We start from the raw sequence: 18,303 nt of genomic DNA on the forward strand, positions 1-18,303 counted from the left end.
CGCAACGCCCGAGGGCGCCCCCACCAGGGGGCGCCCTCAGCCGTTCCCGGGACCGGCGCCACGAAGCCCGCGTACGGGGCCGTCCACGGGGGCCGTCCACGGGGGCCGCACCTGGTGGCGGCCCGTCCGACTCCCGGAGCGGTCCGGTGCGGCCCGGAGCGGCCCGGGCCGGGCCGGACATGCCGAACGGGCCCATCCGCGCGATGCTGGTGATCACGCCGCCCACCGGCGGTGCCCTGGCTGGCCAAGGACCGGAGGACAATCGTGTTCCAACTGCTCTGGATTCTCCTGATCGGGTTCATCCTCGGCGTACTGGCCAAGCTGCTGCTGCGCGGCCCGCAGTCCATTCCGTGGTGGCTGACCATGATCCTCGGCGCCGTCGGCGCCCTGCTCGGCAACGCGGTGGCCGGATGGATCGGGGTGGCGCACACCTCCGGCATCGACTGGACCCGCCACGCGCTGCAGATCGGCTTCGCCGTCCTGCTGGTGGCGCTGGTCGCCCCGGCCTGGGGCAGCCGAAAAGCCGGACGCTGACGGGAAATCCCGAAGCCCGGCCTGCCACCGTCGGGTTTCAGGCCACGCCGTCACGCCGTCAGGAGCGGCCCGCCGGGCCCGCACGCAGGCTCGGCGGGCCGCTCGCGTCCGCCCCTCCTCCGGCGGTGGGCAGGGGCGGCGGGACAGGTGGCAGAGAGCGCCCGGCAGACGGGCCCGGGCAGACGGGCCGGGCCGGCCGCCGTCTCCGCCGTGCCGCGGGCCTGGCGGACGTCCGGGCGCCCCGGTGCACGCCAGGCCCGCCCCGCCGTCAAGGCAGCGCCGGGGAGCAGCGCCGTCGGACGATCGCCCAGACCTCCTCGACGCCCCCGGCGACGAGGGCCTCGTGGGCGGCGCGGGCGCAGGCCTCGGCGTCGAGCCGGCGGACCCGGGCCCTGATCTCGTCCAGGGCGGCGGGCGCGGCGGACAGCACGTCGCAGCCGAGACCGATCAGCAGCGGCATCACCAGGGGGTGGGCGGCGGCGTCCCCGCAGACCGACACCTGCCGGCGGTGGCGATGGGCGGCCTCGACCACCCGCCCGATCGCCCGCAGGACCTCCGGGTGCGCGGTGTGGGCGGGCCCGGCGGCGGGGTCGCGGCGGTCGAGCCCGAGGATCCGGCTGGTGAGGTCGTTGCTGCCGACGGAGAGGAAGGCCGACTCCCGGGCAAGCTCGTCGGCACGGTCCACGGCCTCGGGCAGTTCGACCATCGCGCCCAGCGGCGGCACCGGGACGCCGAGGGACTCGGCCGCCGCCCGCAGCAGCTCCCGGCAGGCCCGCAGCTCCTCGGGGGCGGCGACCATCGGGATCATGATCCGCAGGTCGGTGCCGGCACCGGTGGTGAGGAGGGCCCGGAACTGGGCCGTGAAGGCCTCCGGCCGCGCCAGCATCAGCGGCAGGCCGCGCCCGATCCGGCCGTCCGGGCCGGCCCCGGCCAGGAAGGGCGGGACCTTGTCGTCGGCGAAGTCCAGGGTCCGCACGGTGACCGGACGGCCGGCGAGTTCGCGCAGCACGGGGGCCAGCGCGGCCGCGTGCTGCTCCTCCCCGGGCCAGCGGCGGGCCTCCAGGAAGGGCAGTTCGGTGCGCAGCAGGCCGACTCCGTCGGCGCCGGCCCGCAGCGCCGCCTCGCTGTCCGCCGCGGTGGCGACGTTGGCGCGCAGGATCACGCTGTGCCGGTCGAGGGTCTCGCAGGGCAGGTGCCGTTCGGCGGCCAGCGCGGCCCGGCGGGTGCGGGCCCGGTCCATCGCGGCCAGCGCGCCGGCCCGCTCGCCGGGGGCGGGGTGGACGGTGAGGCCGGCCCGGGCGGCGTCGACGAGTGTCTCGGCGCCGTCGGGCAGGTCGAGCACGGCCGGGTCCAGGCCGAGCAGCAGCGGGATGCCGAGCGAGCGGGCGACGATCGCCGCGTGCGAGTTGGGGCCGCCGGTGACGGAGCCGGCGGCGACCACCTCGCTGCCGGGTTCGAGCAGGTCGGCCGCACCGATCTCGTGGGCGACCAGGACGAGCGGGCCCGCGGGTCGGGCGAGGCCGGCGCCGCCGAGCCAGGCCAGCGCGCGGCGGCCGACCTGGCGGAGGTCGGCGGCCCGCTCGGCGAGCGTGGGGTCCGCCAGTGCTCCGATGGCCCGGGCGTACTCCTCGACGGCGGCCCGGACGGCTTCGGCGGCCGACGCGCCCCCGGCGGCCCGGCGGGTGGCGGCGGCGCGCAGGTCGGTGTCCTGGGCGAGGTAGCCGCCGACCTCCATGATGTCGGCCTGCTCGATCCGGCCGCCGGCCCGCAGCGAGGCGGAGAGCCGGGCCTGGTGCTCGGCGACCGCGTCGAAGGCGGCCTCGATCTCGCGGGCCGCGGCCTGCCCGGGTGCCGTCCCGTTCCCGCCGGCGGGAGCGGCGGGCCCGGACGGTGCTCCGGCGCCGCCCCGGCCGCCCCGGTCCTCGGTCCGGCTCCCGGCCGAAATCTCCGTCCGGCTCCCGGCCGAGTTGTCTGCCCAGTTGTCAGCCGGACCCTCCGCCCGGCCCCCGCCCTCCCGCGGTCGTGCCGGCGCCGGCGGACGGTCCGGGCGGTGCAGCGTGCCGAGCGCGACACCGGCCGAGGCGGCCCGCCCGCCGAAGGAGCGCCGGCTCATCGCGCGGCCGCCGTGGCGAGGGCGCCGAAGACCAGCGCGGTGGAGGTGGCGCCCGGGTCCTGGTGGCCGATGCTGCGCGGGCCGAGGTAGGAGGCCCGGCCCTTGCGCGCCTGCAGCGGGACGGTGGCGCGGGCGCCGTCCTCGGCCGCGCGGGCGGCCCGCGCCGCGGCGGCGGCGAGGTCGCCGCCGGCCCGCACCTCCTCCTCGAAGGCGTCCAGGGCGGGCAGGAACGCGTCGACCATGGTCTTGTCGCCGGGGGCGGCCGCACCGAGTTCGCGCACCGCGTCGAGCCCGGCCCGCAGGGCGGCGAGCAGCTCGGCCGGGTCCGGGTCGGTGCCGGGCAGGGCCTTGCCGGCGGCCCGGAACGCGGTGCCGTAGAGCGGGCCGGAGGCGCCGCCGACGCTGGAGATCAGCGTGGTGCCGACCTTGACCAGCAACTGGCTCACCGAGTCGGGCCGGTAGGAGACCTGGGTGGCGAGGACGGCGTTGAATCCGCGGTGCATGTTCGCGCCGTGGTCGGCGTCGCCGATGGCGGAGTCCAGCTGGGTGAGCCGGTCCTGGTGCTCGTCCATGGCGACGGCGATGGCCTGCACCCAGTGCCTCGCGAGGGCGATGTCCATCGGGGTTCTCCTTCATGCTGGTCGGGCTCGGGCTGGGCGGCGCGGGGAGCGGTACGGGGGCCGGTTCGCAGGGGGACCGGCCGGGCCGGGGGCCGGCCGGGGCCCGGAACGCCGTCGGGGCGTACGGGCGTCGGTGCCCCGGGGTTCGGCGGTCCGGCTGGTAGGGCGGGTCCGGTGGGTGCGGCGGTCCGGCCGGTTCGGCGGTCCGGGTGGCCGCGGCGGGTCGGGTGGGTGCGCCCGGCCGGGAGTGGGGGTCACCGGCCGGACGCACCCGGTCTCAGCCGCCCCAGCGCAGGGCGGGGGTGTCCACGGGCGCGTCCCACAGCGCGAGCAGCTGCTCGTCCGCCCGGCAGACGGTGATCGAGGCGCCGGCCATGTCCAGGCTGGTCACGTAGTTCCCGACCAGGCTGCGGGCGATGGTGACGCCCTGGGCCGCGAGCTGCGTGCTGACTTCGTTGAACAGCACGTACAGCTCGATCAGCGGGGTGCCGCCGAGGCCGTTGACCATCACCAGGGCCTGGTCGGTGCCGGTGAGCACGGGCTCGGCGAGGACGGCCGCCAGGGCCTCGGCGACGATCTCGCGGGCCGTGCCCAGCTTCTCGCGGCGGCGGCCGGGCTCGCCGTGGATGCCGACGCCGACCTCCATCTCGTCCTCGGGCAGGTCGAAGCCGGGCTTGCCGGCCGCCGGGGTGGTGCAGGCGGTCAGCGCGACGGCGAAGGACCGGGACAGCTCGTTGACCCGGCGGCCGACGGCGGCCACCTCGTCGAGGCCGGCGCCCCGCTCGGCCAGCGCGCCGGCGATCTTCTCCACGAAGACCGTGGCACCGGTGCCGCGGCGCCCCGCCGTCCAGGTGGAGTCCGTCACCGCCACGTCGTCGTCGACCAGGACGGTCCGCACCTCGATGCCCTCGTCGGCGGCGAGTTCGGCGGCCATCCGGAAGTTCAGCACGTCACCGGTGTAGTTCTTGACGATCAGGACCACACCCGCACCCTGGTCGACGGCGGTCGCGGCCGCCAGCACCTGGTCGGGCACCGGGGAGGTGAAGATCTCGCCGGGACAGGCGGCGTCGAGCATCCCGGTGCCGACGAAGCCGCCGTGCAGGGGCTCGTGGCCGGACCCGCCGCCGGAGACCAGCGCCACCTTGCCGGCCCGGCCGGCGCCGGCCCGCCGGACGACCCGCGCCTCGACGTCGACGTCGAGGCGCGGGTGGGCGGCGGCCAGGCCCGCGAGCGCGTCGGCGAGCACGGACTCCGGCGTGTTGAGGAACTTCTTCACGAGAGCACTCCTTCGACGTCGGCGGCGGTCCTGACCGGGGCCGGCCCGCGGGCGGCGGGCCGGCGGTTCAGGACCCGGTACGCGAGGCCCGCCAGCACCCCGCCGGCCAGCTCGGCGGCTAGGTGGACCGGGAGTTGGCCCCAGTGCACCGTCCCGCCGCCGAGTCCGGCGACCAGCATCGGGCCGAAGGCGCGGGCCGGGTTGACGGCCGCACCGGTGGCCGGCGCCACCGGGAGGATGACCGCGAAGACCGCGAAGCCGACGGCGATCCCCGCGAAGCCGCGCGGGGCCCGCGCGTCGATCGCGCCGAACACCACGAAGACCAGCAGGAAGGTGCCGATCGCCTCCGCGGCGAGGGCGTGTCCGGCGCCGACCCGCGGCCCGTAGGCGGCCACCCCGAGCCCGACGTCCACCGCCCGGTGCCCGAGCACCGCGATGACGGCGTAGCCGCCGGCCACCGCCCCGGCGAACTGGGCCGCCAGGTGGCCGGGGACCTCCCGCCACGGCATCCGGCCGGTGACGGCGAGCGCCAGGGTGACCGCGGGGTTGATCTGACAGCCGGAGATGTGCCCGATCGCCTGCACCAGTGCCACCACCGCCAGGGCGAACGCCAGTGCGATCATGCCCAGTTGGGCCATCGTGAACGGTGCGTCAGCACCGAGGAGCACCGTCGCGGACACCGAACCGACACCGATGAAGACCAGGGTGGCCGTGCCGAGCAGCTCGGCGAACAGCTTCTGGGGGAAGGAGTTCTCTGTCATGGGTACGCCTGCGGCCCGCTCGGGACACAGGGCGGTCACCTCCTCCGCGTGCGCGGATCAGAAGGGGTCGGGCCCTGGCCGGGGTGGAGAAATACTCAGGAAACCCGTTCGTCATACCTGAAACGTGTTCGGAACTTAAGCCCGCGTTTCACGGAGTGTCAAGAGCCCTGTCCACACTCTGTCAGCCACCGCTGCACACACGGTGGCCACCCCCCGGGGGCCCGCCGCGCCCGGCCCCGGGCACGGCGACGAGGCCGCCGCCCGGGCAGGGCCACGACCTCGGACGATCCCCGGCCGGGCGGCCGGTGCGGCTCAGGCCCCGGCCTGCCAGGGGGTGCCGCGACCGGCGCCGAGTTCCCGCGACAGGTTCCTGGCCACCTCGCGGACGGCCACCGCGTGCTTCTGGCGCACCGCGTCGTCCGCCAGCAGCCGTTCGACCGGGCCGACCACGCCGATCGCGCCGACCGCCTCGCCGGAGCGGTCGAAGACGGCCGAGGCGATGCCGGCGTCGCCGAGCGCCGCCTCCTGCTCCTCGGTCGCGTACCCGATCCCCCGCACCTCCTCCAACTGCGCGGCGAGCGCGGCCGGGTCGGTCAGGGTCCGGCCGGTCAGCCGGACCAGTTCGCCGGCCAGCAGGGCGGTCCGCTGCGACGACGGCTGGAAGGCGACGACCGCCTTGCCGAGCGCGCAGGTGTGCCAGGGGATGCTGGCGCCGACCTCCAGGATCTGCACGGCCCCCTCGGGCCTGAAGGCGTGGTGCACCACCAGCACGTGGTCACCGGCGAGCACCGCCACCCAGACCGCCTCGCCCGTCCCGGTCGCCAGCGCGTCGGCCCAGGTCACCGACCGGGTGCGGAGCTCCTGGGTGTCCAGGTAGGAGTTGCCGAGCTGGAGCAGGCCCGGGCCGAGCAGGTACTTGCCGGTCTCCCGGTCCTGGCGCACCAGGCCCTCGGCCTCCAGGGTGCGCAGCAGCGCGTGCACGGTGGGCTTGGCGATGCCGATCCGCTCGGCCAGTTCGGTCACGCCCAGCCGGGGGCCAGCGGTGGACAACTCCCGAAGGACACGGACCGCCCGGTGGACCGACTGAACCATGAGGGTTTACCTGCTTTCGGTATTGCAGAACACTGTTCCAAAATCTAGCATCTGCCCATGAGTCAAACTGTCGGCATCGTACTCGTGTCCCACAGCCCCGGACTGGCCTGCGGACTGCGCGATCTCCTGGCGCAGATCGGCTCCGGCAGCGTCCCGGTGATCGCCGCGGGCGGTACCGCGGACGGCGGCATCGGCACCAGCTACGACCTCGTTCTCGATGCCCTCGACCGGGCGGACCGCGGCGCCGGCGTGGTGCTGCTGCCGGACCTCGGCAGTTCGGTACTGACGGCCCGTGCGGTGCTGGCGGACCATCCGCGTCCGGGCGTCGTCCTGGTGGACGCCCCCTTCGTCGAGGGTGCGGTGGCCGCCGCCGTCACCGCCTCGGTCGGAGCCGACCTGCAGACCGTCGCCGTCGCCGCCGAGGAGGCCCGCGATGTCCGGAAGTTCTGAGGCCGCGCCCGCCGCACCGCCGGTACCGCCCGCGTCCGTCGCACCGCCCGCACCCGCCACGCCCGGAACCCCCGCCGCCCCGGCAGCACCGGCAGCACCGGAAGCACCTGAAGCACCGGCAGCCCTCCGGGTGGAACTCCCCGCCCCCGCCCAGGTCCCGGCCGTCCCGCCGGCGACCGCCGAGGCGACCGTCCGGCTCCCCGCCAACCTGCACGCCCGGCCGGCCGGCGCCCTCGCCAGGGCGGCCGCCGCCTTCCGCAGCACCGTCCGGATCGAGCACGCCGGCCGGTCCGTCAGCCCGACCGGCATCCTGGCCGTGATGGGGCTGGGCGCCACCCGGGGCACCGAGGTCACCGTCCGGGCCGAGGGCGAGGACGCGGCCGCCGCCGTCGCGGCCCTGGCGCTCGTCCTCACCGAAGCGGAGTAGGCACCACCGCGGCGGAGGAGGCACCACCGGCCGGCCGCAGGCACGCGCGCCGTCACCGGCCGGCAGCCCCGGGACCCCGGCAGTCCGGCAACGGCCGGTCAGCGGCCGGCCGCTCCGCTGCGCAGCCTCGGGGTGTTCGGCGCGACCGAGTACGCGGGACGGGTGGCCTGTTCACCGGCCCAGCGGGCCAGCGCGGTCACGTCGATCCCGTACGGCGCGCTCCGCGCGAAGGGCGCCAGCGCCTCGGCCGCCCGGGCCAGCAGCGCGCCGGAGCCGGCCGAGTTGCCGCGCGCGGCATGGGTCAGGCCGACGGCGAACTGGGCGAGCCCGCGCCAGAGTTGCCGCTCGGAGGCCGGAGCGGCCTTCCACATGTCCTCCAGCACCTCGTGCGCGTGGAACGGCCGCCCGGCGTCCAGCAGGCGCTGGGCCTCGGCGAGCGCCTCCTCCGGCGAGCGCGGCACGCCCTCCTCCTGCCGGGTCACACCGGCCGCGCCGTACGGCAGCGGCCGCCCGAGGCCGTCCCTCGGCCGCGCGTTGCGGGCCCGGCCCGCCGCGTCACGATCCCGGTCGGTCCGCTGCCCCGGATCCCCGCCCTCGCCCACCGATTCGCTCATGCCCCGATTGTCCAACGAAGCGCCCACTACGGGGAGCAAAACGGCGAACACCGACAGCGAACACCGGCCCCGTCCGTCACCGCACCGGGCGGCCGGGAGATCGCCCGAACGGTGCGAGCGGGGCATTTCGCACGATACTGGGGCCATGGCTGAGAAAACCCTGCCTCCGCACGAACCCTCGAAGGTCACGGTCAAGGGCCGGGCGGTACGGCTGCGCACGATCGGGATCGGCATCCTCGTCGTTCTCGCGATCTGGTTCATCGCCGCCAACACCGGCTCGGTCTCGATCCGGCTGTGGGTCCCCACCGTCACCCTGCCGCTCTGGGTGGTGCTGACGGTGACCCTGCTGGTCGGGATGGTCATCGGCTTCTTCGTCGCCCGCCGCCGGGCGAGACGCTGACGGGGCACCGGGCGGCCGGTGGGCCTAGACTCCGAGTATGGGAGAGCGCGCCGGCGCGCCCAGCGCGCCGCCACTGGTCCTGGCCACCGACACCGACTCGCAGCTGATCGCCCCGAGCCGGGCGTACCACGTCGGACGGGACCCCACCAGCGAGATCGTCCTGGACGATCCCCGGGTGTCCTGGCACCACGCGGTGCTGCGGGCGGACGACGGGCACTGGCTGCTGGAGGACGTCGGCAGCACCAACGGCACCTTCGCCGAGGGCCACCGGGTCCGGCAGTGGGGTGTGGAGCCGGGCAGCACCGTGCGGTTCGGCAATCCGACCGACGGGCCCTCGGCGAGCTTCAGCAGCCTCCCCGAGCCGACCGTCTACGAGCGGCCCTCGCTGGTCGCGCCCGAGGCGTCCGGGATCTTCCGGGAGCCGACCCGGGTCCGGCCGCTGCCGGCCCGGACCATCAGGATCGGCCGCGCCGACGACAACGACCTGGTGCTGGACGACCTGGTGGTCTCCCGGCACCACGCCGAACTGCGCGTGCTGCCGGACGGCCGGTACGAGATCGCCGACCTGGCCAGCCACAACGGGACCTTCCTCAACGGCAGCCCGGTCACGGCGGCCCCGGTCGGCCCGGCCGACATCATCGGCATCGGGCACTCGGCCTTCTGCCTCCAGGGCGGCGAACTGGTCGAGTACGCCGACACCGGCTCGGTCTCCCTGAACGTCCAGGGGCTCACCGTCCGGGTCGGCAAGGAGCAGCGCGTCCTGCTGGACAACGTCAGCTTCCCGGTCGGCGAGAAGACCCTGGTGGCCGTCGCGGGGCCGAGCGGGGCCGGCAAGTCCACCCTGCTCAACGCCCTCACCGGCCTGCGGCCCGCCGACGACGGCAGCGTCCTCTACGACGGCCGCGACCTCTACCGGGACTACGCGGAGCTGCGCCAGCGGATCGGGCTCGTCCCGCAGGACGACATCCTGCACACCCAGCTGACGGTACGGCGCGCCCTGCGCTACGCCGCCGAATTACGCTTCCCCGGCGACACCGCGAAGGCCGAGCGCGAGGCCCGGGTCACCGAGGTGATCCATGAACTCGGCCTGGACCAACGGGCCGACCAGGTGATCTCCAGCCTCTCCGGCGGGCAGCGCAAGCGGGTGAGCGTCGCCCTCGAACTGCTCACCAAGCCCTCGCTGCTCTTCCTCGACGAGCCGACCTCCGGTCTCGACCCCGGCATGGACCGCTCGGTGATGCAGATGCTGCGCGGGCTGGCGGACGACGGCCGGACGGTCGTCGTGGTCACCCACAGCGTGCTCAGCCTGGACGTCTGCGACCGCCTGCTGGTGCTCGCGCCGGGCGGGCGCACCGCCTACTACGGACCGCCCGAGGAGGCACTGGCCTTCTTCGGCTTCGACGAGTGGCCGCAGGCCTTCGAGGCCTTCGAGGGCGACGACGACCGGGCCTGGGCGAGCCGGTTCCGGGAGTCCTCCCGGTACGGCGAGTACATCGCCTCCGCCGTCGACCGGCCGGCCCCGCCGGCCGCGGCCGCGCAGGCCTACGCGCCGCCGCCCAAGCCGCAGAGCTGGAGGTCCCAGCTCAGCACGCTGGTGCGCCGGTACTCCTCGGTGCTGGCCGCCGACCGGATGTTCCTCATCATCATGGTGGCGCTGCCCTTCATCGTGGGCGCGATGTGCCGGGCGATGGCGGGCTCCAGGCTGACCTCGGAGAACGCGCTCAACTGCCTGCTCACGCTCTGCATCGGCGGCGTGCTGACCGGCTCCGCCAACGCCGTCCGTGAAGTGATCAAGGAGACGGCGATCTACCGCCGGGAACGGGTGGTGGGCCTGTCCCGGTCCGCCTACCTCGTCTCCAAGATCGTGGTTCTCGGGGTGGTCACCGTGGTCCAGGCGGCCGTCCTCACCACCGTCGGACTGCTCGGGGTCGACCTGAACGTGGCCGTGAGCAGCGGGCTGTACTTCGACCCCTTGATCGAGATCACGCTCGCCGTCGCCCTGCTCTCCTTCACCGCGATGATGCTCGGCCTGCTCATCTCCGCCCTGGTGAGCCGGGAGGAGGCCACCATGCCGATGCTGGTGCTGCTCTCGGTCGTCCAGATCGTGTTCAGCGGCGCCATGCTCAAACTGCACGGCGTGCCCGGACTGGAACAGTTCGCCTGGCTGGTCCCGTCCCGCTGGGGCCTCGGCGCGATGGCCGCCACCATCGACCTGCACCGGATCCTGCCGACCAACCTCACCGCCGACCCGCTGTTCCGCCACACCTCCTCGGTCTGGCTGACCTGCATGGGGATGCTGGTGGTGCTCTCGCTGGCACTCGCCGTCGCGATCTCCCTGCTGCTGCGCCGGCACGAGCCCGCGATCATGCGGAAGTAGCGGGAGCGGGGCGCCCCGCCGGGCGGGTCCGGCAGCGGCCCCGTTCGGCGGCAGGGCCCGCCTGCCCGGTGCCGAGTGGCGGACGGGCCTCCGGATGGATAGGACCGGTGTATGAACGAGTTCGTGTTCCGTCCCACCCATGTGGCACCGCAGGACGGAATGCCGACCTGGACGGCGCCGGACCCTTCGCACCCGTCGGCCCGGCTCGACCCGCTGCTGCCGGTCCAGTTGCTGGACCGGCAGGGCGACTGGAGCCGGATCGTCTGCTCCAACGGGTGGTCGGCCTGGGTGGACGGCCGGCTGCTGATCACCCTGCCCGCCGAGCCCGGCGCCGCGGCCGGACCGCTCAGCCGGGCGGCGGACCCCCGGCCGATGATGGCCGAGGCCGAGCGCGCGCTGGGCCTGCACCGGGCGTTGCTGGACGACCTCGCCGAGGGGCGGGTCGACCTGGAGACCTTCGGGCGCCGGGCCCAGGGGCTGCGGATCGGCGTCCTGGTCGACGGGGAGTCGCTCTGGGTGTACGACCACGTGCACGACCGCTGGTGCTACTGCGACGGCCTCCAGTTGCAGACCTACGCGGCCGGCCGGGCCGCCGACCCGTCGGCGCCGGCCACACCGCCGCCCGCCCCGGCGCCCGGCGGGCCCGCCCGCCCGAGCAGTCCGCCGCCGGGCGGCCCGCCCACGCCCGGCGGCGGCCGCCCGGCCGGGTACGAACCCACCCGGACGGGTGACCGGTGAACGCCGGACCGGGGCCGCAGCCGGACCAGCCGACCGAACGGGTGCCGGAGAAGACCACCGAGCCCTCGCCCAGCCTGCCCGCGGGCATGGTGGGCCGCCGGATCGCCGGGTACGAGCTGGAGCGGGAGAGCGGCCGGGGCGGCATGGCCGTGGTCTACCGCGCGAAGGACCTGCGGCTGGGCCGGACGGTCGCGGTCAAGCTGCTGGCGCCCGAGCTGGCCCGCAACGAGGTGTTCCGCCAGCGCTTCATCCACGAGTCCCAGGTCGCCGCCGCGATCGACCACCCGAACATCATCCCCGTCTTCGAGGCCGGCGAGGCGGACGGGATCCTCTACATCGCCATGCGCTACGTCCCCGGGCGGGACCTGCGCACCCTGCTCAACCGCGACGGCCCGCTGCCGGCCGACCAGACCGTCCGGATGGCGGCCCAGGTGGCCTCCGCGCTGGACGCGGCGCACGAGCACGAGCTGGTCCACCGGGACGTCAAGCCGGGCAACATCCTGGTCGCTGCGGGAACGGACAGCGAGCACCCGGAGCACCTCTACCTGGCCGACTTCGGGCTCACCAAGAAGTCGCTCTCGCTCAGCGGGCTGACCACCGTCGGGCAGATCGTCGGCACCCTGGACTACGCGGCGCCGGAGCAGATCTCCGGGCGGCCGGTGGACGGCCGGTGCGACCTCTACAGCCTCGGCTGCGTGGTGTTCGAGATGCTGGCGGGCGCCCCGCCGTTCCGGCGCGAGGACGACGTGGCGCTGCTCTGGGCCCACCTCAACGAGCCGCCGCCCCCGGTCACCCCGCTCCGGCCGGACCTCCCGCCGGCGGTGGACGCCGTCCTGGCCGGCGCCCTCGCCAAGACGCCCGAGGAGCGGTACGACACCTGTCTGGGCTTCGTCGCGGAGCTGCGCGCCGCCACGACGGGGGCACCCGCCGAACCGGGCCGCTGGCAGTCGGCCGGGCCGGCCACCGAGGTCGTCCCGGGCCTGGCGGCGGCGCGTCCCGGCGGGATGCCGCCGGAGCCGGCCGCGCCGCCCTCGCCGCCCGCCTGGGCCTGGCCCGTCTTCGCCCCCGGCCGGCCCGGCCCCGGCAGCTGAGCCACCCGCACCCGCCGCGCGGCCGGCACCGGCCCGCGCACCGCCGGGTGCGGCCGGCCGAGCCGACGGCACCGCTCCGGCCCGGTCAGCCCCCGCCGTCCCGCTCGGCGACCTCGCCACGGCGCCGGACGTGGCCCGCCAGCAGACCTCCCAGCGCACCGGCCACCATCCCCCACCCGGCCCCCAGCAGCACCGCCCACCACAGCTCGGGCTGCAGCGACAGCGAGCCGTTGCCCAGGCTCCGCGCGGTGCTCTCCCCCAGCACCGAGCCGATCAGCCCGCCCAGTCCTCCCTCGTCCGTGTCCACCCCCAGGACGGCCAGGCCGTACGCGGCGGAGACCCGGGACAGCACCCCGACCAGCAGCATGGTGACCGCCAGCGCCAGACCCATCCGCACGGCGTGCTGCCAGAGCCGTACGCCCTTCGGCGAACGGAACGCCATCAGGAAGCCGGCGGCCAGCAGCAGCACCCCGGACAGCACCGGGAGCCACCAGATCCGGCCGTCGTACCCGGCGAGGGTGCTCAGGCTCACGGTGACCTCCTCGCCCTCCGGCGTCCGCAGCACGTCCGCCAGCACCGGCGGCATCGGCAGGCCGATCGCGCCGGTCAGGTGCCCGTGCCAGTGCGCCCCCAGGCCCAGGCCGAAGGCCGGCCAGGCCAGGTTGGGCACCGCCAGCAGCACCACGGCCAGGGTCTCCCGGGCGTTCCCGTGGACCAGCGCGGTGACCACCCCGACCGCCACCCCGATCACCGCGTACGCCAGCAGCACCATCAGCACCGCGAAGGCCGCCGGGCGGACGGCCTGCTGGTACGGCAGCGCCGCTCGCGGCAGCGGCGCCCGGCGCGAGACCGCGAACGCCGCCGCCAGCACCACCAGCAACCAGAGCAGCCCGAGGCCGAGGGTGCGCAGGGCGTCCGCGTGGAACCCGACCTCGGGGGTCAGGCCGAGGGCTCCGCCGATGGTCCGGGCCAGGTCGCCGCCGATCTCCACCACGAAGGTGTGCCGGGCCACCGCGACGATCACCGCGAGCGCCGCCAGCCAGAGCACCACCACCCTCGCCACCCGCCCGAGCAGTTCGCCGCCCGCGGCGACCGCCCGGAACCGCAACTGGCGCAGGAACACCTCGACCATCACCAGGGCGCCGGCCAGCCCCACCGAGAGCGGCATCACCGTGATGCCGGCGTTCACCTCGGCGAAGAAGCCCGCACCGCCGTCGATCCGCACGCTGCCGCCGACCGCCAGGGCCAGCGTCGCGGCCAGCACGGACGGGAACGAGCCACCCGGGAGCGAGTCCGCCCGGCCGAGCAGCAGGCCGCCGGCGGCCAGCGCGGTCATCACCACCAGCCCGGAGAGCACCACCGCCAGCGCGTCCAGCCAGCCGCGCAGCAGGCCCGGGGAGCCGGGCCGGCGGGGCGGGACCGCCTCGCCGGGCGGCCGGTCCGGGCCGTGCGGGGACTGCTGCTGCATACCTGCTCCTGGGGGCCGGGAGTGTCGGTGTCGCGTCGGTGTGGCGTCGGTGGCGGATCCGGGTCGAGCCGTCGGCGGCCGGCCGGAACGGCGCCGCCGGCCACCCGTGGATCCAGGGTGGCCCAGGTCCGGCGGGCCCGCCCGCCCGCTGTGGGCCGAACGCACCCGGCGGCCCGCCGGCCAGGACCGGCGTGCCCCGTTCGGCCTCCACGGCTTGCGCCGTCGGCCGGCAGCGCCTCCGGCCGGGCACCGCCGTCCGCCAACTCCGTTTGCTGTTGCGGGTGGTGATGATCCGGGGCAGAAAGGACAGGACATCAGCCTGTCGGCAGCGATACCCGGCCGCCGCCGGAATGGAGACCCGATGAGTTCCCCCACGCAGTCCGGCCCCCCGTCCGGTCCGCCCTCCGGACCGCTCTCCGGGTCCTCGTCGGGTGCGGGTTCGGGCCCCGGCTCCGGCCCGGGTTCGGGCCCGGGCTCCGGCCCCCCGCCGTCGCCGCCGAGCGGGCCGGCCGGGCAGCCGCCGTCACCCTGGTGGCGGAACTGGCGCCGGGTGGCGCCGATCGCGGGGACGGCGGTGCTGGCGCTGGTCGCCGGCCTGCTGATCGTCACTCACCAGAGCGGCAGCAGCAGCCCCGCCGTCAAGGAGGTCGCCCTGCAGACGCCGGCGGACGCGGGTGAGGCCCCGTTCACGGAGTCGGTGGCCACCGAGACCGGGCCCGCGGAGTCCCCGGCCGCCTCCGCCGCGTCCAAGGGCGCGGGCCAGGTGTCACCGTCCGGCACCACCGCCATCCGCAGCGTCCAGGGGTCGGCCACCGGCCTGTACGGCGGCGAGATGAAGAAGCCGGCCTGCGACGTCGAGAAGCTCATCACCCTGACGGCCTCCGGCGACAAGGGCAAGGCCTGGGCCGCCGCCGAGGGCATCGAGCAGTCCGCGATCCCGGGCTACCTGCGCTCGCTCACCTCGGTGGTGCTGCGGGCGGACACCCGGGTCACCAACCACAACTTCCAGAACGGCAGCGCCAACGGTTACCAGGCCGTCCTCCAGGCCGGCACCGCCGTGCTGGTCGACTCCCAGGGCGTCCCCCGGGTCCGCTGCGCCTGCGGGAACCCGCTGACCCCGCCGGTGCTGGCCTCGGGCGGGGTGACGTACACCGGAAAGCCCTGGTCGTCCTTCCAGCCCTCGTCGCTGATCGTGGTGACGCCCGCGCCGGCCCCGGTGACCCAGATCGTCCTGGTCAACGTCTCCACCGGCACCTGGTTCGCCCGCGAGACGGGCCACCCGACCACGGCGGACAAGCCCGTCCCCGCGCCGAAGGAGCCGCTGGCCCCGGGCGTCCCGGCGACCTCCCCGACGGCGAGTGCCTCGGCCTCCGCGTCGGGCTCCGCGTCAGCTTCCTCGTCGGCCTCCTCGCACCCGGCGACCGGGACGCCGTCCACGGGATCGCCGTCCTCCGGCTCCTCCTCGGCCGGCTCGTCGGCCTCCTCCAACCCGGCGACCGGGACCCCGTCCACGGGATCGCCGTCCTCCGGCTCCTCCTCGGCCGGCTCGTCGGCGAGCAAGTCCTCGCCGCCGGTGACCCTCTCGCCGTCGGCCTCGGAGGCGTCGACCGCCACCACGAAGGCCACCGCGACGGCGACGGCCACCTCGGCGAACTCGGCCACCTCCACCGGTTCCGCCGGCGGGACGGCGAGCGCGACCTCGACCTCGGACCAGGATCCGGCCTCGCCGCCGCCCGCCCTGCTGCCCGTGTCCGCGGACGCCTGACCGGACCGCACCGGACCGCACCGCTCGCCGCCCCCGCCGCCCGGGGGCGGCGAGCGGTGGTTGGCCGGCCGGGCAGGTGCCAAGCTGGAGGGAACGGACGAACCGCGCTGAAGGGACGGATTCCCATGGCCGAGCACCCGCACGTCGCACTGGTCCGCAGAGGGTACGAGGCGTTCTCCCGCGGGGACATGCAGACGATGTCCGAGATCATCGCCAAGGACGCCACGCACCACGTCCCCGGCACCCACACCCTGTCCGGCGACTACAAGGGGCTGGACGCCGTCCTCGGTTACTACCAGCAGCTCGGCCTCCAGACCGCGGGGACCTTCCGGGTCGAGCTGCAGCGCCTGTTCGTCGACGGCCGCGGGCACGTGATGTCGGTGCACCGGGCCACCGCGACCCGGGGCGGGCACAGCCTGGACGCGATGGGCGGGATCATGTTCCGGATCATCGGCGAGAAGGTCACCGACCTGGACGAATGCGTGGAGGACCTGGAGATCGCCGACGGGTTCTGGGCCTGACACCGCCCGGGGCACGGCCGTCCGGTCGTGACGGAGCGGTCGGAGGGACGCACGGGAGCCGGCGGGGCTACTCGCCGATGTCCTCGGACCAGAGTTCGGGGTGCTCGGCGACGAAGCCGCGCATCAGGGCGGCGCACTCCTCGTCGTCCAGCACCGTCACCCGCACCCCGTGGTCGGCGAGCCAGTCGTGCCCGCCGTGGAAGGTCCGCGCCTCGCCCACCACCACCCGGCCGATGCCGAACTGGCGGACCAGACCGCTGCAGTACCAGCAGGGCGAGAGCGTGGTCACCATGGTCGTCCCGGCGTAGCCGCGCAGCCGGCCGGCCGCCCGGAAGGCCGCCGTCTCGGCGTGCACGGACGGGTCGCCGTCCTGGACGCGGCGGTTGCGGCCCCGGCCCAGCAGGACGCCGCCGGGGCCGAAGAGGGCGGCGCCGACCGGGATCCCGCCCTCGGCGAGACCGCGCCGGGCCTCCTCCAGCGCCACCGCCAGCATGGCCCGCTCGTCGGTCGTCATCCCGCCACTGTCCCGGGGCCGCCGGGCCGGCGCAAGCCGCCGGGCGGCCCGGGTCTCAGGTGGCGACCGGCAGCGGGGGCAGCGGCCCCTGCCAGAGCCAGGCGTTCAGCAGGGTGTCGAGCCGGCGGTCGGTGTAGCGCCCGGCGTGCGCGACCAGGTCGGCGGTGCTGACCACGCCGTGCCGGTGTATCGCCGTCCAGTCCTTGACCATCCGGAAGAACGCCTCCTGGCCCAGTGCGCAGCGGAGCGCGTGCACGGTCAGCCCGCCGCGCTCGTAGAGCCGGTCGTCGAACATCAGCTTCTTGCCGGGGTCGGCCAGCCGGAGGTCCTGCGGCAGCGCGGCCAGCTTGGCGTGCGCGGTGGCCGCGTGCTGCGCCGCCGTCCGGCCGCCGGAGCGCTCGGCCCACAGCCACTCCGCGTACTTGGCGAAGCCCTCGTTCAGCCAGATGTGCCGCCAGTCGGCGATCGTCACGCTGTTGCCGAACCACTGGTGGGCCAGCTCGTGGGCGACCAGCCGCTCGGAGCCCCGCACGCCGTCCAGGTGGTTGGTCCCGAAGGTGGACACCCCCTGCGCCTCGAACGGGACGTCCAGCTCCTCGTCCGCGACGACCACCGCGTACTCGCCGAACGGGTACGGGCCGAAGAGCTCCTCGAAGAGGTGCATCATCTGGGGCTGGCGGCCGAAGTCGTGGGTGAACCGCGGCATCAGCGGGGTGGGCAGGTAGGCGGTCTGCGGCACCCGGCGCAGCGGCTCGGCGCCCGCGGCCGGGTCGGTGACCCGCAGCGTCTCGTACGCGCCGATCGAGACCGTCACCAGGTAGCTGGAGGTGGGCGCCGCCTGCTCGTAGACCCAGGTGGTGCTGGAGGCACGGGTGGTGCGGGTGAGCAGCCGGCCGCCGACGATCACCGTGTAGGGCGAGGGCGTGGTGATCGAGATCTGGTACGAGGCCTTGTCGGCGGGCCGGTCGTTGCAGGGGTACCAGGACGGCGCGCCGACGGGCTGGCTGGCGACCAGCGCGCCGTCGGTCAGCTCCTCCCAGCCCAGGCCGCCCCACTGGCTGCGGACCGGCTTCGGGTTCCCGGTGTAGTGCACCTCGACCGTGAAGGCGGCGCCGGCCGCGAGGGCCTTGGCCGGCCGGATCCGCAGCTTGCCGGCCCGGTGGGTGTAGTGCGCGGGCCGCCCGTCCACCAGGATCCGGCCGATCCGGAACTCGGCCAGGTCGAGCGCGAACTCGCGCAGCGGCTCGGTGCCCGCGACCGCGCTGAGCCGCGCCGTGCCGCCGAGCCGGTTGGGGCCGGGCCGGTAGTCCAGCGCCAGTTCGTAGCGGTGGACCCGGTACCGGGCGTCGCCGTGTCCCGGGAAGTAGGTGTCCACGCCGGGGGCGGGCAGCTGCTTGGGACTCACCGGTTCGTACGCTCCCTGCGTTCTCTGACCTGCGATGTGCGGCGTGCGGTGAACCGCGTGCGGTGTGCTGGATGCCGGTGGAGCGGGTGCGCTCCGGTCTGCCAGTGTGCCCTGTGGGGCGGGTGTGATCCAGATCG

General features: G+C 75.5%; 18 protein-coding genes. 9 read left to right on the top strand and 9 right to left on the bottom strand.

Translation table 11 applies throughout. From position 1 onward, the window contains the following. Nucleotides 1–264 precede the first annotated feature (264 nt). Nucleotides 265–534, top strand: a complete 270-nt coding sequence (locus IE329_RS31190; RefSeq protein WP_190214371.1) for a GlsB/YeaQ/YmgE family stress response membrane protein — start codon at nucleotides 265–267, stop codon at nucleotides 532–534. A gap of 268 nt (nucleotides 535–802) precedes the next feature. Here the strand turns inward: IE329_RS31190 and IE329_RS31195 are convergent, their stop codons facing one another. The 5 genes from IE329_RS31195 to IE329_RS31215 all read right to left on the bottom strand — a co-directional run bounded on the left by IE329_RS31195 (nucleotide 803) and on the right by IE329_RS31215 (nucleotide 6,396). Next, entirely contained in the window at nucleotides 803–2,647 is a 1,845-nt protein-coding gene (locus IE329_RS31195) for a putative PEP-binding protein (RefSeq protein ID WP_190214372.1), read from the bottom strand. Beyond that, a complete protein-coding gene (gene dhaL / locus IE329_RS31200; RefSeq protein ID WP_190214373.1) occupies nucleotides 2,644–3,267 on the bottom strand; it encodes a dihydroxyacetone kinase subunit DhaL in 624 nt (207 codons plus the stop codon). The genes IE329_RS31195 and dhaL overlap by 4 nt, the downstream gene beginning before the upstream one ends. Before the next feature lie 277 nt (nucleotides 3,268–3,544). Then, nucleotides 3,545–4,543 (bottom strand): dihydroxyacetone kinase subunit DhaK, encoded by a 999-nt coding sequence (gene dhaK, locus IE329_RS31205; RefSeq protein WP_190214374.1) that lies wholly within the window; start codon nucleotides 4,541–4,543, stop codon nucleotides 3,545–3,547. Continuing rightward, the gene (locus IE329_RS31210; RefSeq protein ID WP_190214375.1) at nucleotides 4,540–5,304 is read right to left on the bottom strand and encodes an MIP/aquaporin family protein; all 765 of its coding nucleotides are present in this window, start codon (nucleotides 5,302–5,304) and stop codon (nucleotides 4,540–4,542) included. The genes dhaK and IE329_RS31210 overlap by 4 nt, the downstream gene beginning before the upstream one ends. Before the next feature lie 312 nt (nucleotides 5,305–5,616). Then, on the bottom strand, nucleotides 5,617–6,396 hold the full coding sequence (locus IE329_RS31215; RefSeq protein WP_190214376.1) for an IclR family transcriptional regulator: 780 nt from the start codon (nucleotides 6,394–6,396) through the stop codon (nucleotides 5,617–5,619). A gap of 57 nt (nucleotides 6,397–6,453) precedes the next feature. Here IE329_RS31215 and dhaM point away from each other — a divergent pair, with 57 nt between their 5' ends. Together dhaM and IE329_RS31225 are read left to right on the top strand one after the other, a co-directional pair. Beyond that, a complete protein-coding gene (gene dhaM, locus IE329_RS31220) occupies nucleotides 6,454–6,846 on the top strand; it encodes a dihydroxyacetone kinase phosphoryl donor subunit DhaM (protein ID WP_190214377.1) in 393 nt (130 codons plus the stop codon). A 130-nt stretch (nucleotides 6,847–6,976) separates the two neighbouring features. After that, complete coding sequence (locus IE329_RS31225) at nucleotides 6,977–7,273, top strand: HPr family phosphocarrier protein (protein WP_229927913.1); 297 nt, start codon at nucleotides 6,977–6,979, stop codon at nucleotides 7,271–7,273. A gap of 98 nt (nucleotides 7,274–7,371) precedes the next feature. Here the strand turns inward: IE329_RS31225 and IE329_RS31230 are convergent, their stop codons facing one another. Then, nucleotides 7,372–7,887 carry a DUF309 domain-containing protein gene (locus tag IE329_RS31230; RefSeq protein ID WP_190214379.1) on the bottom strand — a complete coding sequence of 172 codons (516 nt, stop codon included), beginning with the start codon at nucleotides 7,885–7,887 and terminating at the stop codon, nucleotides 7,372–7,374. A gap of 145 nt (nucleotides 7,888–8,032) precedes the next feature. On the opposite strand from IE329_RS31230, the gene IE329_RS31235 reads away from it, so the two are divergent. From IE329_RS31235 to IE329_RS31250, 4 genes are all read left to right on the top strand, one after another. Continuing rightward, nucleotides 8,033–8,287, top strand: coding sequence for a LapA family protein (locus IE329_RS31235; protein ID WP_073927957.1), 255 nt, complete (start codon nucleotides 8,033–8,035; stop codon nucleotides 8,285–8,287). Between the two features lie 37 nt (nucleotides 8,288–8,324). After that, nucleotides 8,325–10,664: an ABC transporter ATP-binding protein/permease gene (locus IE329_RS31240; RefSeq protein ID WP_190214380.1), complete on the top strand. Its 2,340-nt coding sequence runs from the start codon at nucleotides 8,325–8,327 to the stop codon at nucleotides 10,662–10,664. 111 nt (nucleotides 10,665–10,775) lie between these two features. Further along, nucleotides 10,776–11,402, top strand: a complete 627-nt coding sequence (locus tag IE329_RS31245; RefSeq protein WP_190214381.1) for an SH3 domain-containing protein — start codon at nucleotides 10,776–10,778, stop codon at nucleotides 11,400–11,402. Between the two features lie 86 nt (nucleotides 11,403–11,488). Then, entirely contained in the window at nucleotides 11,489–12,493 is a 1,005-nt protein-coding gene (locus IE329_RS31250; protein WP_190214416.1) for a serine/threonine-protein kinase, read from the top strand. An 85-nt stretch (nucleotides 12,494–12,578) separates the two neighbouring features. Here the strand turns inward: IE329_RS31250 and IE329_RS31255 are convergent, their stop codons facing one another. Further along, nucleotides 12,579–13,961 carry a streptophobe family protein gene (locus IE329_RS31255; protein WP_229927914.1) on the bottom strand — a complete coding sequence of 461 codons (1,383 nt, stop codon included), beginning with the start codon at nucleotides 13,959–13,961 and terminating at the stop codon, nucleotides 12,579–12,581. Nucleotides 13,962–14,511: 550 nt separating this feature from the next. On the opposite strand from IE329_RS31255, the gene IE329_RS31260 reads away from it, so the two are divergent. After that, nucleotides 14,512–15,726 (top strand): DUF6777 domain-containing protein, encoded by a 1,215-nt coding sequence (locus IE329_RS31260; protein WP_190214382.1) that lies wholly within the window; start codon nucleotides 14,512–14,514, stop codon nucleotides 15,724–15,726. A gap of 125 nt (nucleotides 15,727–15,851) precedes the next feature. Next, complete coding sequence (locus tag IE329_RS31265) at nucleotides 15,852–16,247, top strand: nuclear transport factor 2 family protein (protein ID WP_190214383.1); 396 nt, start codon at nucleotides 15,852–15,854, stop codon at nucleotides 16,245–16,247. A gap of 67 nt (nucleotides 16,248–16,314) precedes the next feature. Here the strand turns inward: IE329_RS31265 and IE329_RS31270 are convergent, their stop codons facing one another. Together IE329_RS31270 and IE329_RS31275 are read right to left on the bottom strand one after the other, a co-directional pair. Next, nucleotides 16,315–16,761, bottom strand: a complete 447-nt coding sequence (locus tag IE329_RS31270) for a nucleoside deaminase (protein WP_190214384.1) — start codon at nucleotides 16,759–16,761, stop codon at nucleotides 16,315–16,317. Between the two features lie 55 nt (nucleotides 16,762–16,816). Further along, nucleotides 16,817–18,166 (bottom strand): M1 family metallopeptidase, encoded by a 1,350-nt coding sequence (locus tag IE329_RS31275; protein WP_190214385.1) that lies wholly within the window; start codon nucleotides 18,164–18,166, stop codon nucleotides 16,817–16,819. Nucleotides 18,167–18,303 lie beyond the last annotated feature (137 nt).

The sequence above is a fragment of the Kitasatospora indigofera genome (assembly GCF_014655955.1).
GTDB lineage: Bacteria > Actinomycetota > Actinomycetes > Streptomycetales > Streptomycetaceae > Kitasatospora > Kitasatospora indigofera.

Excerpts from the sequence above, each read along its gene's own strand:
- IE329_RS31195 (WP_190214372.1), bottom strand. The coding sequence starts at position 2,647 with ATGAGCCGGCGCTCCTTCGGCGGGCGGGCCGCCTCGGCCGGTGTCGCG.
- IE329_RS31215 (WP_190214376.1), bottom strand. The coding sequence starts at position 6,396 with ATGGTTCAGTCGGTCCACCGGGCGGTCCGTGTCCTTCGGGAGTTGTCC.
- IE329_RS31230 (WP_190214379.1), bottom strand. The coding sequence starts at position 7,887 with ATGAGCGAATCGGTGGGCGAGGGCGGGGATCCGGGGCAGCGGACCGAC.
- IE329_RS31240 (WP_190214380.1), top strand. The coding sequence starts at position 8,325 with ATGGGAGAGCGCGCCGGCGCGCCCAGCGCGCCGCCACTGGTCCTGGCC.
- IE329_RS31210 (WP_190214375.1), bottom strand. The coding sequence starts at position 5,304 with ATGACAGAGAACTCCTTCCCCCAGAAGCTGTTCGCCGAGCTGCTCGGC.
- IE329_RS31245 (WP_190214381.1), top strand. The coding sequence starts at position 10,776 with ATGAACGAGTTCGTGTTCCGTCCCACCCATGTGGCACCGCAGGACGGA.
- IE329_RS31235 (WP_073927957.1), top strand. The coding sequence starts at position 8,033 with ATGGCTGAGAAAACCCTGCCTCCGCACGAACCCTCGAAGGTCACGGTC.
- IE329_RS31270 (WP_190214384.1), bottom strand. The coding sequence starts at position 16,761 with ATGACGACCGACGAGCGGGCCATGCTGGCGGTGGCGCTGGAGGAGGCC.
- IE329_RS31250 (WP_190214416.1), top strand. The coding sequence starts at position 11,489 with ATGGTGGGCCGCCGGATCGCCGGGTACGAGCTGGAGCGGGAGAGCGGC.
- dhaL (WP_190214373.1), bottom strand. The coding sequence starts at position 3,267 with ATGGACATCGCCCTCGCGAGGCACTGGGTGCAGGCCATCGCCGTCGCC.
- IE329_RS31255 (WP_229927914.1), bottom strand. The coding sequence starts at position 13,961 with ATGCAGCAGCAGTCCCCGCACGGCCCGGACCGGCCGCCCGGCGAGGCG.
- dhaM (WP_190214377.1), top strand. The coding sequence starts at position 6,454 with ATGAGTCAAACTGTCGGCATCGTACTCGTGTCCCACAGCCCCGGACTG.
- IE329_RS31265 (WP_190214383.1), top strand. The coding sequence starts at position 15,852 with ATGGCCGAGCACCCGCACGTCGCACTGGTCCGCAGAGGGTACGAGGCG.